This is a genomic window from Methylibium sp., assembly GCF_013817345.1.
Taxonomy (GTDB): Bacteria; Pseudomonadota; Gammaproteobacteria; order Burkholderiales; family Burkholderiaceae_C; genus Methylibium.
Genome location: NZ_JACDCW010000003.1, coordinates 1 through 14,347, shown reverse-complemented (window position 1 = coordinate 14,347; position 14,347 = coordinate 1). Strand labels below are relative to the sequence as shown.

14 protein-coding genes and 1 other RNA gene are annotated in these 14,347 nt (G+C 68.1%); 5 read left to right on the top strand and 10 right to left on the bottom strand.

Annotated features, from left to right (window positions below; translation table 11 throughout):
* Nucleotide 1: 1 nt before the first annotated feature.
* Entirely contained in the window at nucleotides 2–2,509 is a 2,508-nt protein-coding gene (locus H0W40_RS01085) for a serine/threonine protein kinase (protein WP_292442190.1), read from the top strand.
* A gap of 13 nt (nucleotides 2,510–2,522) precedes the next feature.
* On the opposite strand, the gene ffs is transcribed toward H0W40_RS01085, so the two are convergent.
* Nucleotides 2,523–2,620, bottom strand: an RNA gene (ffs, locus tag H0W40_RS01080) — signal recognition particle sRNA small type.
* Between the two features lie 198 nt (nucleotides 2,621–2,818).
* Here ffs and H0W40_RS01075 point away from each other — a divergent pair.
* The gene (locus H0W40_RS01075) at nucleotides 2,819–3,079 is read left to right on the top strand and encodes a hypothetical protein (protein WP_292442188.1); all 261 of its coding nucleotides are present in this window, start codon (nucleotides 2,819–2,821) and stop codon (nucleotides 3,077–3,079) included.
* Between the two features lie 13 nt (nucleotides 3,080–3,092).
* Here H0W40_RS01075 and panB read toward each other — a convergent pair whose 3' ends face one another.
* From panB to H0W40_RS01030, 9 genes are read right to left on the bottom strand one after another with little or no spacing between them, the layout of a single operon-like run.
* Nucleotides 3,093–3,980 carry a 3-methyl-2-oxobutanoate hydroxymethyltransferase gene (panB, locus tag H0W40_RS01070; protein ID WP_292442186.1) on the bottom strand — a complete coding sequence of 296 codons (888 nt, stop codon included), beginning with the start codon at nucleotides 3,978–3,980 and terminating at the stop codon, nucleotides 3,093–3,095.
* Nucleotides 3,981–4,022: 42 nt separating this feature from the next.
* On the bottom strand, nucleotides 4,023–4,937 hold the full coding sequence (locus H0W40_RS01065; protein ID WP_292442185.1) for an acyltransferase domain-containing protein: 915 nt from the start codon (nucleotides 4,935–4,937) through the stop codon (nucleotides 4,023–4,025).
* A 7-nt stretch (nucleotides 4,938–4,944) separates the two neighbouring features.
* A complete protein-coding gene (mdcB, locus tag H0W40_RS01060; RefSeq protein ID WP_292442183.1) occupies nucleotides 4,945–5,811 on the bottom strand; it encodes a triphosphoribosyl-dephospho-CoA synthase MdcB in 867 nt (288 codons plus the stop codon).
* Nucleotides 5,805–6,491 carry a malonate decarboxylase holo-[acyl-carrier-protein] synthase gene (gene mdcG, locus H0W40_RS01055; RefSeq protein ID WP_292442182.1) on the bottom strand — a complete coding sequence of 229 codons (687 nt, stop codon included), beginning with the start codon at nucleotides 6,489–6,491 and terminating at the stop codon, nucleotides 5,805–5,807. The genes mdcB and mdcG overlap by 7 nt, the downstream gene beginning before the upstream one ends.
* Before the next feature lie 11 nt (nucleotides 6,492–6,502).
* Complete coding sequence (locus tag H0W40_RS01050) at nucleotides 6,503–7,207, bottom strand: biotin-independent malonate decarboxylase subunit gamma (RefSeq protein ID WP_292442180.1); 705 nt, start codon at nucleotides 7,205–7,207, stop codon at nucleotides 6,503–6,505.
* Complete coding sequence (locus H0W40_RS01045) at nucleotides 7,200–8,117, bottom strand: biotin-independent malonate decarboxylase subunit beta (RefSeq protein WP_292442179.1); 918 nt, start codon at nucleotides 8,115–8,117, stop codon at nucleotides 7,200–7,202. Before H0W40_RS01045 ends, H0W40_RS01050 begins: the two co-directional genes overlap by 8 nt.
* 1 nt (nucleotide 8,118) lies before the next feature.
* Nucleotides 8,119–8,424 (bottom strand): malonate decarboxylase acyl carrier protein, encoded by a 306-nt coding sequence (mdcC, locus tag H0W40_RS01040; protein WP_292442177.1) that lies wholly within the window; start codon nucleotides 8,422–8,424, stop codon nucleotides 8,119–8,121.
* Between the two features lie 5 nt (nucleotides 8,425–8,429).
* Nucleotides 8,430–10,094, bottom strand: coding sequence for a malonate decarboxylase subunit alpha (gene mdcA / locus H0W40_RS01035; protein ID WP_292442176.1), 1,665 nt, complete (start codon nucleotides 10,092–10,094; stop codon nucleotides 8,430–8,432).
* 13 nt (nucleotides 10,095–10,107) lie between these two features.
* A complete protein-coding gene (locus tag H0W40_RS01030; protein ID WP_292442175.1) occupies nucleotides 10,108–11,091 on the bottom strand; it encodes a tripartite tricarboxylate transporter substrate binding protein in 984 nt (327 codons plus the stop codon).
* A gap of 269 nt (nucleotides 11,092–11,360) precedes the next feature.
* On the opposite strand from H0W40_RS01030, the gene H0W40_RS01025 reads away from it, so the two are divergent.
* The 3 genes from H0W40_RS01025 (at nucleotide 11,361) to H0W40_RS01015 (ending at nucleotide 14,097) form a co-directional block, all read left to right on the top strand.
* The gene (locus H0W40_RS01025) at nucleotides 11,361–12,176 is read left to right on the top strand and encodes a sterol desaturase family protein (protein ID WP_292442174.1); all 816 of its coding nucleotides are present in this window, start codon (nucleotides 11,361–11,363) and stop codon (nucleotides 12,174–12,176) included.
* Between the two features lie 109 nt (nucleotides 12,177–12,285).
* Complete coding sequence (locus tag H0W40_RS01020) at nucleotides 12,286–13,038, top strand: GntR family transcriptional regulator (protein WP_292442173.1); 753 nt, start codon at nucleotides 12,286–12,288, stop codon at nucleotides 13,036–13,038.
* 9 nt (nucleotides 13,039–13,047) lie between these two features.
* Entirely contained in the window at nucleotides 13,048–14,097 is a 1,050-nt protein-coding gene (locus tag H0W40_RS01015) for an alpha/beta hydrolase (RefSeq protein ID WP_292442172.1), read from the top strand.
* Nucleotides 14,098–14,347: the final 250 nt, after the last annotated feature.

The window sequence follows — 14,347 nt, the reverse complement described above, 5'->3', positions numbered from 1 at the left end:
CATGGCAGCGACCTCCAGCCCGCCACGCGCGCCCCAGCGCGTCGGCCGTTTCGAACTCAAGCGCGTGATCGGCCGCGGCTCGCAGGCCACAGTGTGGCTGGCCCACGACCCGCGCCTGGCGCGCGACGTGGCGCTCAAGCTGATGACGCCGCAAGCCGGGGCGAACCTCGGCGACTGGCTGGCCGAAGCCCGCCATGTCGCGGCACTCAACCATCCGCACATCGTGGCCGTGTTCGAGGCCGACGTGCAGGGCAGCGGCGCCGATGCGCAGCCCTACCTCGTGTTCGAGTACATCAGCGGCGCACCGCTCGACCGCCACCTGCGCACCCGCGGTCCCTTCGCGCCGCGCGAAGCGGTCGAGTGGCTGCTCGGTGTGCTCGACGCACTGGCGCAGGCGCACGCCGCCGGCCTGGTGCACCGCGACATCAAGCCCTCCAACCTGCTGATCGACGCCGCCGGCCGGGCGCGTGTCACCGACTTCGGCATCGCGGTCAGGAGTGGCGTCGCGGCGGTCGCCGTCGGTACGCCGCGCTATGCGGCGCCCGAGACGCTGCGCGGCGCAGCGCCGACGGCGGCGGTCGATGTGTTCGCGCTCGGGCTGCTGCTGGCCGAGCTGATGCTGGGCCATCCGCTGGTCGACGATGCCGAGGTGCCGGCGGTGCGCAAGCGCATTGTCGAGACCGACCTCGCCCTTCCGGCAAAGCTGCCGCAGCCGGTCGACGACGCGCTGCGCGGGGTGATTCAACGTGCGCTGGCGCGCGACCCGGTGCGCCGCTACGCCGACGCGGCTGAACTGCGCGATGCGCTGCGCCTTTGGCTCACGCCGGTAGCTGACGCAAGAAACCCCGGCGACAGCGTCAGCAGCAAGACCAAGGCCGGCGCACTCGACTTCCTGCTGCGCCGCATGCGCCACAAGACCGACTTCCCGGCGCTGTCGGATTCGGTCGCGCGCATCCAGCGTGTGGCTGCATCCGAGAACGAGAGTCTCTCCAGCCTGGCCGGCGAGATCCTCAAGGACGTGGCGCTCACGCACAAGCTGCTGCGACTGGTCAACACCGCCCATTACTCGCAAGCCGGCGGCAGCATCAGCACGGTGTCGCGCGCGGTCGCGTTGATGGGCTTCGCCGGCGTGCGCAACCTGGCCTTGTCGCTGGTGCTCGTCGAGCACATGAACGACAAGCTGCATGCGCAGCAGATCAAGCAGGAGTTTCTGCGAGCCCTGCTGGCCGGCACCCTGGCCGAGGAGCTGTGTCCGCGCTCGATGTCGCAGCCCGGGGCGGTCGAGGAAGCCTTTCTCGGTGCCATGTTACGCAACCTCGGCCGCTTGCTGGCCGAGTTCTATTTTCCGGAGGAAGCCGAGCAGGTGCGCCGGCTCGTGCAACCCGGCGCCGTGCCGGCGCGCGACAACCCGAAGGTGCCGGTACCGGAAGCACGCGCATCGCAATCGGTGCTCGGCCTGAGCTACGAGGAACTCGGCCTCGGCGTGGCGCGTCACTGGGGCCTGCCCGAGACGCTGCAGCGCTGCATGCAGGGCGACGGCGGCGTGCCGCCGGGCCAGCCGCCGCAGGCTGCGGCGGAACGGCTGCGCTGGGTCGCTACCGCCGCCAACGACATGGCCGACACCTTGCTGCAGCATGAGCCCGAGGAAGGCGCCAGGCGTCTCGCCGAGGTCGGGGCTCGTTATGCGCGAGTGCTCGGTGTGCCGGCGCCCGACATCCTCGGCGCGGTCGCACGCTCACGCGTGCGCCTCACCGAACTGGCTTCGGGCCTGGAGATCGTGCTGCGCCCCGGCGCACCCGCCGAGCGGTTGATGGCACCGCGCGATGCGGCCCGTACACCCACACCGGCGGTCGGGAGCACGGGGCATGCACCTGCGGATGCGCCCGACACGATCTCCGACGTGGCCCTCGGCCCCAGTGGCTGCGAATCGACACTGGTGCTCGCCGTTGCGCAGGGACGCGACCGCGCCGCCGCAGCCGACCCGGCCGGCGTGCTTGCCGCCGGCATCCAGGACATCACCAACAGCATGGTCGAGGACGTCAAGCTCGGCGAGGTGCTGCGCATGATTCTCGAAACCATGTACCGCGCGCTGGGTTTCCGCCGCGTGCTTTTCTGCCTGCGCGACGCGAAGAGCGGCGCGCTGGTCGGCCGCTTCATGCTGGGCGAGGGCGACGAGTCGTTGCGCGCCGCCTTTCGCGTGGGCACCCGGCCCGTGCCGGATGCACCGGCGGACCTGTTCAGCGCAGTGTGCGTCAAGGGCGCCGACACACTGATCGCCGATGCCACCACGGCCAGCATGCGGGCGCGGCTGCCGGCCTGGTACACCGCCAGCGTCGACGCGCCGGCTTTCCTGCTGTTGCCGCTGCTCGTGAAGGGCGCGCCGGTCGGGTTGATCTACGCCGACAAGGCCGAGGCCGGTGCCATCGTGCTCAGCGAAAAAGAGCTTTCGCTGCTTCGCACCTTGCGCAACCAGGCCGTGATGGCCTTCAGGCAGGCGAGTGGCGGTTGACGAAAGGGAAAAGGGTGACGAGCCCGACCCCGGCACTGAGAGCTAACGGTTAGGGCTGCTTCGTTCCCGACCTGACCCGGTTGGCCGCGCCCCCATGCGGGGAGGCCCGTCGACGCGGATTGTAGGCGAGGGCTTATGGGCGAGGGCCGCAATCGCCCTTCGATCACCTGTGCAGCCGGGCTGCATGCGCGCCGCGGACCGGCGCCTCGGGCAGCGGCGGCATGCACGGTCGTGTGCGCCTCGCCGCCGACTCACCGCGCGTTGCGCGGTACAAGACTCTGCGCTTTCTTGAAAACAGGAACGGCAGAAATGAAATACGAAGTGGTGGCCCGCGGGCCGCGGCTCGAGGCCTTCGGTGCGCACAGCGGTTACCGCATCAGGATGTCCACCTTGTCCGCCGCGGTTCTCGACACCTGGCCCGTGACGGTGCACATCCGCGGCTCGGAAAGCGAAGACGAGGTGGCGGTGGACGTACCGAGGAAGCACCACGCCAGCGCCACGGAGGCACTCGACTTCGGCCATGAATGCGCCACGCTGTGGATCGATGCGCTGGATCATCGCCGCGAGTGAACCACCGCAGCCCTCAGATCTGCTTGCGCTTTTCCACCAGATCCAGGAAGCGCTCGTACTCCTTCTCGTCCACCCCGTAGCTGTGATCGTCGTCGGGAAACTGCCCGGCCTTCACTTCGGCCACGTACTGGCTCAGCCCCGCGACGGCCACCTCGGTCAGGTTGGCGTAGCGCTTGGTGAACTTGACCTTGAAGTCGGTGAACACGCCGAGCAGGTCGTACGACAGCAGGATCTGTCCGTCGCAGCCTGCACCGGCGCCGATGCCGATGGTCGGGATCTCGAGCTGGCGCGAGATGACGGCGGCAATCTTCGCCGGCACGGCCTCGAACTCCAGCATGAAGCAGCCCGCGTCCTGGATCGCCAGGGCGTCTTCCAGGATCTTCATCGCCGCGTCGGCCGTGCGGCCCTGGATCCTGAAGCCGCCGAACATGGCGATGGTGTGCGGCGTGAGGCCGATGTGCGAGGCGGTGGGTATGCCGGCATCCACCAGCGCCTTCAGGATGTGCGCCTGCGACTTGCCGCCTTGCGGCTTGACGGCGTCGCAGCCGCCTTCCTGCATGAAGCGCGTGGCATTGAGCAGCGCACGGTCCACGGTGTTGTAGCTCTGGTAGGGCATGCAGCCGAGCACGAAGGTGTTGGGCGCGCCGCGGCGCACGGCTTGGGCGTGCATCACCATCATGTCCATCGTGGCCGGGATGGTGTTCGTGTGGCCGTGCGCCACCATCGCCAGGCTGTCGCCGACCACGGCCACGTCCACGCCGGCCATCTCGGCCCACTTGGCCGAGGTGTAGTCGGGCACCGAGGTGTAGACCATCTTTTCGCCGGTCTGCTTGGACGCGCGGATTTCGGTGATCGTGCGCTTCTTCCTTTCGGAAGGCGTGGGGCTTTGGCTTTGTGCCATGTCGTTCTCCTGAAATGTTGAATACGGGCCTGTGCTCGACGCTCAGGCCTCCACTTGACGGTGCAGCCAATCGACCACGCCGCGGGCCGATCTGAAATCGGCGACGGAGCGGGCCGTCAGCTGCGGATGAGCCTGGGAGCACAGGTTGGCCAGGGCTCTCCCGGGCCCCAGATCCAGCACCACGCGCACGCCCGATTCAACGATCTCGCGCATGCAGTCGTCCCAGCGGATCGGCTCGCACACCGCGCGCTGCAGCGCCTGCGGCGCCTCGCTGCTTTGCAGGCAGCGTCGGCCGTCGACGCCACGCAGCACGGGTGCGGAAACGGGCTGGCTCGGAGTCGTCGCGAGAAACGCGCCGAACTTCGAAGCCGCCGTTTTCAGCACCGGCGTGTGAGACGGCACGTGCACGCCGAGCCGGCGGGTCCATGCGCCATGCGATGCGAGGGTGGCTTCGGCCGCGCCGAGGGCCGCGTCGGCGCCGGCCAGCACCGCGTGGTCGACGTCGTTCACGATGGCGAGGTGCAGGCCCGTGGCGTGCGCGAGAAGCCGCTCCAGCGGCAGCCCGCGGGCGGCGAGCATGCCGTAGTTGGGAGGGCTGTGCGCGTCCATGATTCGGGCGCGCGCCACCGCCACCGCGACGGACAGGCGCACGTCCCAGGCGCCGGCGCAGCTCCATGCCGACACCTCGCCCACGCTGTAGCCGGCGAAGAGGGCCGGCGTAGGGATTTGCGGCTCGAGCAGGGCCCAGGTGGCGCGGGCCAGCGCCACCATCGCCGGCTGCGCGAAGGCGTTGTCGAAGAGGCCGTCGCCGCTTCGTGCCTTCGCCAGCACGTCGTACGCGAGGGTGTCGCTCGCCTCTTCGAGCACCTCGCGCCCGCGCGGGTCGGCCGCGACCAGCTCGAACATGTCGGGCGACTGGCTGCCCTGGCCGGGGCAAAGGATCGCGTAGTCCTGCACCGGCGCGTCAGGCTTCGATGGCGTGGACGAAGAGGCACGCCGCCAGCAGGTCGGCGCTGCCGCCAGGGCTGAGACGGCGCACGCAGAACGCGCGGTGCACTTCCACGGCCCGCTCGCGCCAGTGCGGCTGGAACACGCCGCCCTCACCGAGGAACACGCCGGCGCGCGCGCGGGCATACGCCAAGCCGCCGGGTCCGCCTCGATGCAGCAGGTTGGTGTCGTCCAGGCGAGCCAGCAATTCGAAGAAGGCCTGGATACGCGCTTGGTTCGCGGAGCCGCCGTGAGACAGCACGGCGCGGTAGGCGGGCAATCCGATCCGGTAAACCGAGCGAAAGCCTGCCGCCGCTTCGGCCGGGGCGCCGCCCACGGCATGGCGGTCACTCACGAGGCTGCCATGGCTCGTCGCATCCCTTCGGTGTTGCGCGATGGCGCGGCCCCAGGTGTGATTCACATACTCGCCGAGCGTGGACATCGGTGCGCCCGAACAAGCACTGCGTCGAGCGCCGGCCGCGGCGGCCAGCAGCCCCAGGTTGAAGATGGCGCCCCGGTGCGTGTTCACGCCGCGCGTCGCGCGCAGCATGCGGGCTTCGGCGGCCAGGCCGAGTTGCCTGAGCGTCTCGAAGGATGCGCCCTCGCTGCCCGAGCGCGCCGCGTCTTCGAAATAGCGCCTCAGCGCGAGCGTGCTGCGCACGAAGCTCGTCGCGTCCATGTCGGCATGGCTGCCGGTATCGACGAGGCTGACCAGGCCCGGCTTCGGGTAGGTGATCAGCTCTTGCAGCAGGGCTTGCACGGCGGCATTGCGAATCGGCTTCGCATCGGTCAGCGTCGGCGTCTTTCCGAAAGCGACGCCCGGTGTCGGCGAGATCGTCAACATGGCTGAGCCACCGGTGCCCACGCCGACCAGACGCTTGCACGCGGGCGCAGGCTCGGCCCCGCGTCCGACTTGACGAGGATCTTTTCGCTGGCCGCAGCCAGTTCTCGCCACGCCACGGCTTCGCCGGTCGGCAGCTCGACTTCTCCGTCGATCCGCACGGCAGAGGTCGCCTCGGTGAGCTCGAGCGCGTCCAGCCAACGCTTCGCATCGTCGGCCGTCTCCGGTTGAGCTAGCAGGTCCAGGTCGGAGTGGTCGTGCAGGTAGGCCTCACCGCTCGTGTGCTGCCAGAACACGGAGCCATAGACCCGCAGTGGCATGCCGATGTCAACGGCGAACTGCACCAGGCGCATCGCCGAGCTGCGCATCGCCGGCGGCAGGGTGGGCGCCACCTCGGCGAGCGGCAACGGCTCCTCGATGCGTTCAACGGCGTGCATCGGGACGCAGAACGAGAGGCGCAGGCGCCGGCCGGCTTCGATCCATGCCAGGCCCAGCGGCAGCAGGTCGGGCGTGTCGTGGGGCAGGGCGCCGCGCCCGATCACCGGCCGGCCCTTGCGGGCCCAGTCGATCACCCGATCGATAGCCGCCGGCTCCTCGCACCCCGCCACATCGCCTCGGCTCAGCGCCGGCGTGAGCCATACCCGCCGATGGCGCAGTGCGCGAGCGGGGCTCGACATCGCCATGACCGCGGTGTTCAGGGCGCCGCCAGCACGGCAGCGATGACGCGCTCGGCATGCACACGGCCACCACGCTCGGCGCCGAGCTGTGCGCGCCGGTCCCCGTCGGCCGGCGCGCGAAGCGCCTTGACGAGTGCGGCCGCCAGATCGCCCGCCCATACGTCCTCGACGGCGCCCAGCCGCTGGTAGTTGTCGACGCCGGGGCCGAAGATGGCCGAGGTGCGGCACAGCTCCTGCAACTCTTCGATCGGGATTTGCGTGATGCGCGACATCGCCGGCAACGCCATCACCCGGATATGCGCGTCGGTGAGCGCGTAGGCGCGGTCGGCAATCATGCCGAGCGCCAGGTAGCCACCGCTGACCGCCTCGCCGTAAACGAGGCTGAGCAGCAAGTGCCCTTGCAGCCGTGCGACCTCGAAGCACTTGGCCAGGTGCGCCAGATAACCACCGTTGCCGAGCAACTCGTCGCGGCGCGAGAGTTGCTGCCCCTGCGTGTCGACGAGCATCAGGATCGGACGCTTCGGAAAACGCTCGACGACCTGCAGCACCTCGGTTGCCAGCGCGAACGCGAGATCGACGCCGATGCCAGCGTGGTTGCGCGTGCCGATCACGGCCACCGGCCCTTGCGGGGTGGTGCCGGTGCCGCGGACGAGGTCGCCCTCGGCGTTCACATCGTGGCCGTCGGGGAACAGCTTGTCGCACAGGCTCATGACCTCAGGCATCGGAACGCTCTCGCAGTGCATCGGCCATGGACACGAAGTCGTCCTTGTCCAGCATCGGCAAGCCGACCGTATCGCGCACGCCCAGGCCGGCCCAGATGTCGGTGGCATCAAGGGCCGTGCCGAAGCGTTGCAACCGTCTTTCGAGCGCCTGGTGTTCAAGGCGCACCGTTTCCAGATTCAGCGCGACGGGCTTGTCGAAGAATGCGGCCACCGCGCGGCGGAGATCTTCCATGCTGTCGAGAGCGAACGCGTCGGCCTCGCCGATCAGGTAACGGTGCTTGCCGCCCATCGTTCGCCACACCAGCGCGCGGTCGGTGGCATCGAACTCCTCGACGCCCTTCTGCGATTCGATCACCTCCGGCCCCGACACCGAGTGGCGGCCTTCTTCGGTCATCACGATGTGGTCGCAGCCGCGCGCGACGATGCCCAGGCCGCCGTAGCAGCCGTTGCGGCCGGCACACACGACGATGACGACCACGCCCGCGGAACGTGCATCGAACACCGCGCGCTGGATCTCAGAGATCGCGATCAGCCCCGCATTGGCCTCGTGCAGTCGCACGCCGCCGGTGTCGAGCAGCAGCACCACCGCGTCGGGCTTGTCACGGGCGGCGCGCAGGAGCAGGCCGGTCAGCTTGGCGCCGTGCACTTCACCGACGGAGCCGCCCATGAAGTCCGGCTCTTCGGAGGCGAACAGCACCGTGCGGCCTTCGAGCCGTGCGTGGCCGATCATGACGCCGTCGTCGAAGGCGGTCGGCAGACCCAGCGCCGCCAGATGAGGGCTGATCACGCGCTGCTGCGGCGGCAGGATTTCCGTCACCGAGCCCGGGTCGAACAGGCCGCGCACCCGCTGGCGTGCCGTAGCCTCGTAAAAGCTCAGTGGCGTGACGGCATGGGGTGGATGGGCATCCATTTCAAACCCTCAATTCTTCGGCGGCTTGCGCCAGGCGAAGCGCCACGACCGACGGGGTGGCACCCGCATCGTTGATGGTGACCAGCAAGTCGCCGACGCGGTGCCGCTCGGCAAAGGCTTCCAGCACGGCACGCCATGTCGGATCGAATCCCGAGATCGACGTGTCGATCACGAAGCGGATCATGCCGCCCAAGGCGCGCGGCTCGAACAGCACTTCCATGTTCCCCGAGCCGACCACGCCGACCAGCGTGTTTGCTGTGCCGGATGCAGGCGTGAAGGGTCCGAATTCGTATTGCAGGTGTTCCATCGTGCTCACCAGTTGCGAAACCGCTTCGGCGGATCGTAGAGACCGCCCGACCAGCGCACCAGCTCCTTGATCGACTTGGCGGCGAGCAGGTCGCGCGTGGCCAGGCGCGCATCGATGCCCAGGTCTTCGGGCCGCTGGACGATGCCCTTGTCGCGCAGGTTATCGACCTCGCGGCGGTCGCGCGCCAGGCCGACCGGCGTGTAGCCGGCCACCCCGCGAATCGCCTGCTCGCGCTCGCGCAGCGTGGCGCAGCGGTGCAGATGGGCGATGCCTTCCTCGGTGACGATGTGTGTGAGGTCGTCGCCATAGACCATTACCGGAGGCAGGTCCAGGCCGAAGTCTTCCTTCAGTTGCCAGGCATCGAGCCGTTCCACGAAGGTGGGCTGCATCTTGTCGCGGAAGGTCTCGACCAGCTGCACGACCAGCTTGCGCCCGCGCGGCATGCTCGACGGGCTGCCGGCGCTTTCGGCACCGGCCCTGAGCCACGGCGGGCTCGAATGCCGGCGCCCGCGCGACTCGCAGCCGAAGTTGGGCGCGCCGCCGAAGCCGGCGATGCGGTTGAGCGTGGCGGTGGACGAGTTGCCTTCCAGGTCGATCTGCAGCGTGGAGCCGATGAACAGGTCGGCATAGTGGCCGGCCAGTTGGCAGAACGCGCGGTTCGAGCGCATCGAGCCGTCGGGGCCGGTGAAGAAGACGTCGGAGCGCTGCTCGATGTAGCGCTCCATGCCGAGCTCGGAGCCGGCGCAGTGAATGCCCTTGATGAAGCCCGCTTCGATGGCGGGAATGAGCGTCGGGCAGGGATTGACGCTCATGTATTCGCAGATCTGGTCCTTCAGCCCCAGCGACTCGGCATAGGTCGGCAGAATCAGCTCGATGGCCGCCGTGTCGAAGCCGATGCCGTGGTTGAGCCGCTTCACCTGGTAGGGCGCGTACAGGCCCTTGATGACCATCATCGCCATCAGCACCTGGATCTCGCTGATTTGCGCCGGATCGCGCGTGAAGATCGGCTCGATGTAGTGCGGCTTGGGCGACTTGACGACGAAGGACACCCAGTCGGCCGGCACGTCGACGCGCGGCACGCGCTCGACGATCTCGTTCACCTGGGCGATCACGATGCCGCTCTTGAAGGCGGTGCCTTCCACCACTGCCGGCGTGTCCTCGGTGTTCGGGCCGGTGTACAGGTTGCCCTGCGCATCGGCGCTCTGCGCCGCGACAAAGGCCACGCGCGGCGTCAGGTCGACGAAGTAGCGGCTGTACAGCTCCAGGTAGGTGTGGATGGCGCCGACCTGGATGCGGCCTTCCTTGATGAGTCGGCCCATGCGCACGCCTTGCTCGCCCGAATAGCAGAAGTCGAGCTTGGCCGCGATGCCGCGCTCGAACACATCGAGGTGCGACGCCAGTGCAAGGTTGGACTGCACGATGTGCAGCCCGTGTACGCGCGCCGGGTCCACTTTCGCGAGACAGGCCGAAAGGAAATCGGCGTGCTTCTGGTTGTTGCCTTCGATGCACACGCGGTCGTGGGGCTGCAGCACCGCTTCGAGCAGGGCAATGGCATCGGCAGCGCCGACCACCTTGCCGGCGACGAGTTCACCAGCCCGAGCAAGACGCGCGTTGCGGTCCTGTGCGAGGGTGTCCCAGCGCCGTTGGGGATCGTGCTGAATCGGAGTCATTGGGCCGGATCGCTCAACTGTCCAGCGTGATCCCGGCTTCACGAATGACCGAGCCCCACTTCTTCAGGTCGTCGCGCGTGATCTCGGTGACTTCCTTCGGCGTGCGCGGCCCGATGTCGTCGTTGCCCAGCTTCTGGAGGGCCTTCGCGAGCTCGGGGTCGGCGACGATCTTCTGGAGGTCAGACTGCAGGCGAGCCGCAATCGGTGCGGGCAGCCCGGCGGGCGCGACGAGCGAGAACTTGAGCGAGGCGTCGTAGCCCGGCAGGCCCTGCTCGGCCAGCGTGGGCACGTCCGGCAGCGCGCTCGAGCGCTTGGCCGACGTGACGCCCAGGGCGCGAGCCTTGCCGCTGGCGATCATGGGCAGCGCCGGGCCGATGGTGGCGAACATGATCGGAACCTGGCCGGCGATCAGGTCGGTGAGCGCCGGGCCCGCACCACGATAGGGCACGTGCATCGCCTTCACGCCGGCCTTGATCTTGAAGAGCTCGCCGGCCAGGTGATGCACCGAACCGACGCCCGAGCTGGCGTAGTTGTACTTGTCGGGCGAAGCCTTCAGCAGCGCGACGAGTTCGTCGAGGTTTTTCGCGGGAACGCTGGGGTGCACGAGCACCACCAGGCCGGTCTCGCACACATACGACAGCGGCGTGAAGTCCTTGACGGGGTCGTAGCTCAGCTTGCGCAGGTTCGGCATGATGCTCATCGGGCCGGTGTCGGTGAGCCCGATCGTGTAGCCGTCCGGCTCGGCACGCGCCACGTACTCGGCCCCGAGCGAAGCGCCGGCGCCGGGCTTGTATTCGTAGACGATGGGCTGGCCGAGGCTTGCCTCTAGCCCCCGGCCGACGAGGCGGGCGGTCGCATCCGTGGCGCCGCCGGTGCTGTAGCCGATGACGAGCTTGACCGGCTTGCTCGGCCAGTCCTGTGCGCGGGCATACGGGAAGGCCAGCGACGCTGCGCCCGCACCGAGGTAGGTGAGGACTTTTCTGCGTTCGGATCTCATGGGCTCTGTCTCCTTGCGGGTGGTGGATGTGCCGCAGCGTCGCGCCGGGGCCTATGGGTGGAGCGCTGATGCGCCTTCGCCATGTCCGCCCGAGAGGGCCGGGGTGCGCTTGGCCGCCCGTGACATGTCTTCCATGGTGCTAGTATGTTAGTGATACGCTAGTGCGGTATCGGTACAAACCATAGCGGGCACATTGGGCAGAGCGCCTTGACAAATGCGCCGTACCTTACTAATATATCAGTGCCACATCGCATTTCCAGGAGACCGCCATGATGACCGACCGCCAGCGCAAGTTCCGCGCGCAGTACATGTCCAAGGTCAGCCCGCTCTACAACGGGCTGGTGCACATCGCGGTGATGTATGCCGCCGGCATCGGCGCCATCTGGTACTGCGCCACGCAACTACAGAATCCGACCTGGGAATGGGCGCTGGTGGTGCCGGTGTTCCTGGCGGGCAACTTCGTCGAGTGGGCCATGCACACCTTCGTGATGCACCGGCGCATCGACGTGTTCGCGCTGCGCGCGATCTACGAGCGCCACACCCGCGAGCACCACCAGTACTTCACCGACAACGACGTCACCATCGACTCGACCCGCGAGTTCCGCATCGTGTTCTTCCCTTGGCGCGTGCTGATCGTGCTGGGCATCGGCGGCGGCACGCTGGGCTACCTGGCCAGCCTGGCGATCAACCCGAACGCTGGCTACATCGTCTTCATCACCATGGTGGGCATGTACCTGAACTACGAGACCTTCCACTACTGCTGCCACGTCCACGACAACTGGTTCACCCGCAACATGCCCTTCGTCAACACGATCCGGCGCCACCACACGGCGCACCACAACATGGGAATCATGATGAAGTACAACATGAACCTCTCGTACCCGATCGCCGACTGGTTCATGGGTACCAGCGACCTGAAACGCGGGCTGCTCGGCCACTTGTTCAATGGTCGCAGCGAGAAGCACGTCAAGGAAGAGCTCAAGCCCATCGTCGCGCGCTTTCGCAACGACGACGTGCAGAACACGCGTGTCACGCTCGACGGGCCGGTGCTCAACAGCGAGGAGCGCGGCGCCATGGCGATGTGAGCCTTGGCGGGTGCGGCGCGGGGCGGTTGCGAGCCTGTGCACCGCATAATCGCCGGCACATCAGCAGTATGTTTTCGGTTTCTATCACGGGCCGAAACGGACCCACCCCATGCCCAGCAGAACCTCTTCTTCGGCGGCACCGCGCGCACGGCTCGCGCGCCAGCGGCCGGCACCGGTCAACGGCAGTGGGGCAGTGAAGAACGGGGAGCCGCCGCCGAAAGCGCAGACGCTGACGCGCCAGGCCTACGGCAAGATCGAAGAGCTCATCGTCACCCTGCAGCTCGCACCCGGCGTTGCCATCAGCGAGGCGGAGTTGTCGCAGCGCCTCGGCATCGGCCGCACGCCGGTGCGCGAAGCGTTGCAGCGCCTCTCGCGCGAGCATCTCGTGTCGATCCTGCCGCAGCGCGGCAACCTCGTCTCCGAGATCGACATCCGCAAGCAGCTCCGGTTGCTGGAAACGCGCCGCGAAGTCGAGCGCCTGATCGCCCGCTGCGCCGCCCGCCGCGCCAGCGCCGAGGAGCTCGACCATTTCGAGCGCCTGGCCAAGGAATTCGCAGCGGCCGCGCGCAGCGGTGACGAAACCGCCTTCATGCGCGCGGACAAGGAGTTCAACGACCTGAGCCTGCGCGCGGCGCGCAACGAGTTCGCCGCTGGCGCCATGGGGCTGATGCACGGTCTCTCGCGCCGCTTCTGGTTCCTGCACTACAAGCAGGCGGCCGATCTGCCCGCCATGGCCAAGCTGCACAGCCGGCTCGCGCAGGCGATCGCGCAGCGCGACGAAGCCGGTGCGGCGCAGGCGCTCGACGCCTTGCTCGACAACATCGAGGCCTTCACCAAGGCCACCGTGTCGCTCGACATCTGAGGCCCGACCATGCATTTGCCGCGCCCCTTTTCAGCAGGGCTGCTTGCTGCAGCCTTTTCGCTCGTCGCATGCGCACAGGTGGCCGGCCCGGCGAAGAACGGTCCGCCGAGTTATGGCCCGGAGCTCGAAGGCTTCGACTATCCGCATCCGGTCCAGCGCTTTCGCTTCACTTCGCAGGGCCAGCCGCTGCAGATGGCCTACATGGACGTCAAGCCCGAGGACGGCGCCCAGGCCAACGGCCGCACCGCCGTGCTGCTGCACGGCAAGAACTTCTGCGCCGCGACCTGGCAAGGCACGATCGACGCGCTGAGCCAGGCCGGTTACCGGGTCATCGCGCCCGACCAGATCGGCTTCTGCAAGTCGAGCAAGCCGCAGCGCTACCAGTTCAGCTTTCAGCAGCTGGCGCATAGCACGCGCGAACTGCTCGCCTCGCTCGGCATCGAGCGCGCGGCCGTCATCGGCCATCCGACCGGCGGCATGCTGGCAGTGCGTTACGCCCTCATGCATCCGGCGCAGACCGAGCAGCTCGTGCTCGTCGCGCCGATCGGCCTGGAAGACTGGCAGGCCGAGGGCGTGCCCTGGATCAGCATCGATCAGTGGTACGAGCGCGAGCTGAAGACGAGTGCCGAGGGCATCCGCCGCTACGAGCAGGCAACCTATTACGCTGGCCAGTGGAAGCCCGAGTACGAGCGCTGGGTGCAGATGCTCGCCGGTTTGAACGAGGGTCCGGGCAAGCACATCGTCGCGTGGAACTCGGCCAAGGTGTACGACATGATCTTCACGCAGCCGGTCGTTCACGAGTTCGGTGAGATCGAGGTGCCCACGCTGCTGATCATCGGCCACAAGGACACCACGGCGATCGGCAAGGACCGTGCGCCGGCGCCGCTCAAGGCGCGCTTGGGCAACTATGCCGAGCTGGGCAAACGTGCGGCGGCGGCGATTCCCGGTTCAAGGCTGGTCGAATTCGAACAGCTTGGCCATGCGCCGCAGATCCAGGATCCGAAGGCCTTCCACGATGCGCTGCTCGACGGCATGAAGGCTCAGGCCAAGGGGCACTGAGCGGGGCAGGGACCGCCGCGGCGAGGCTGCTGACCGGCGCGTTCCCCGGGTCGATCGCATGCTTGTCGCCGCCAGCGACGCAGAGGCGGCGAGACCGGGCCCCTCATACCAAGCCGCATTCAAACGCAACAATGCTGGTGCTGCAGCGCAGCTGCCGAGGGCATCGGGCGACCGGCTCCGTTCATGTCCTCCGGCGTCGGCCTGCCGGCCGACACCTCCCCCTTAACTTCACTGCGCCGCTCACCCGACG

Bases quoted from the DNA above. Each gene is read 5' to 3' on its own strand.
- H0W40_RS01015 (WP_292442172.1), top strand. From the start codon at position 13,048: ATGCATTTGCCGCGCCCCTTTTCAGCAGGGCTGCTTGCTGCAGCCTTT.
- H0W40_RS01020 (WP_292442173.1), top strand. From the start codon at position 12,286: ATGCCCAGCAGAACCTCTTCTTCGGCGGCACCGCGCGCACGGCTCGCG.
- panB (WP_292442186.1), bottom strand. From the start codon at position 3,980: ATGGCACAAAGCCAAAGCCCCACGCCTTCCGAAAGGAAGAAGCGCACG.
- H0W40_RS01045 (WP_292442179.1), bottom strand. From the start codon at position 8,117: ATGGATGCCCATCCACCCCATGCCGTCACGCCACTGAGCTTTTACGAG.
- H0W40_RS01075 (WP_292442188.1), top strand. From the start codon at position 2,819: ATGAAATACGAAGTGGTGGCCCGCGGGCCGCGGCTCGAGGCCTTCGGT.
- H0W40_RS01025 (WP_292442174.1), top strand. From the start codon at position 11,361: ATGATGACCGACCGCCAGCGCAAGTTCCGCGCGCAGTACATGTCCAAG.
- H0W40_RS01050 (WP_292442180.1), bottom strand. From the start codon at position 7,207: ATGCCTGAGGTCATGAGCCTGTGCGACAAGCTGTTCCCCGACGGCCAC.
- H0W40_RS01030 (WP_292442175.1), bottom strand. From the start codon at position 11,091: ATGAGATCCGAACGCAGAAAAGTCCTCACCTACCTCGGTGCGGGCGCA.
- H0W40_RS01085 (WP_292442190.1), top strand. From the start codon at position 2: ATGGCAGCGACCTCCAGCCCGCCACGCGCGCCCCAGCGCGTCGGCCGT.
- mdcA (WP_292442176.1), bottom strand. From the start codon at position 10,094: ATGACTCCGATTCAGCACGATCCCCAACGGCGCTGGGACACCCTCGCA.
- mdcB (WP_292442183.1), bottom strand. From the start codon at position 5,811: ATGTTGACGATCTCGCCGACACCGGGCGTCGCTTTCGGAAAGACGCCG.
- mdcG (WP_292442182.1), bottom strand. From the start codon at position 6,491: ATGGCGATGTCGAGCCCCGCTCGCGCACTGCGCCATCGGCGGGTATGG.
- mdcC (WP_292442177.1), bottom strand. From the start codon at position 8,424: ATGGAACACCTGCAATACGAATTCGGACCCTTCACGCCTGCATCCGGC.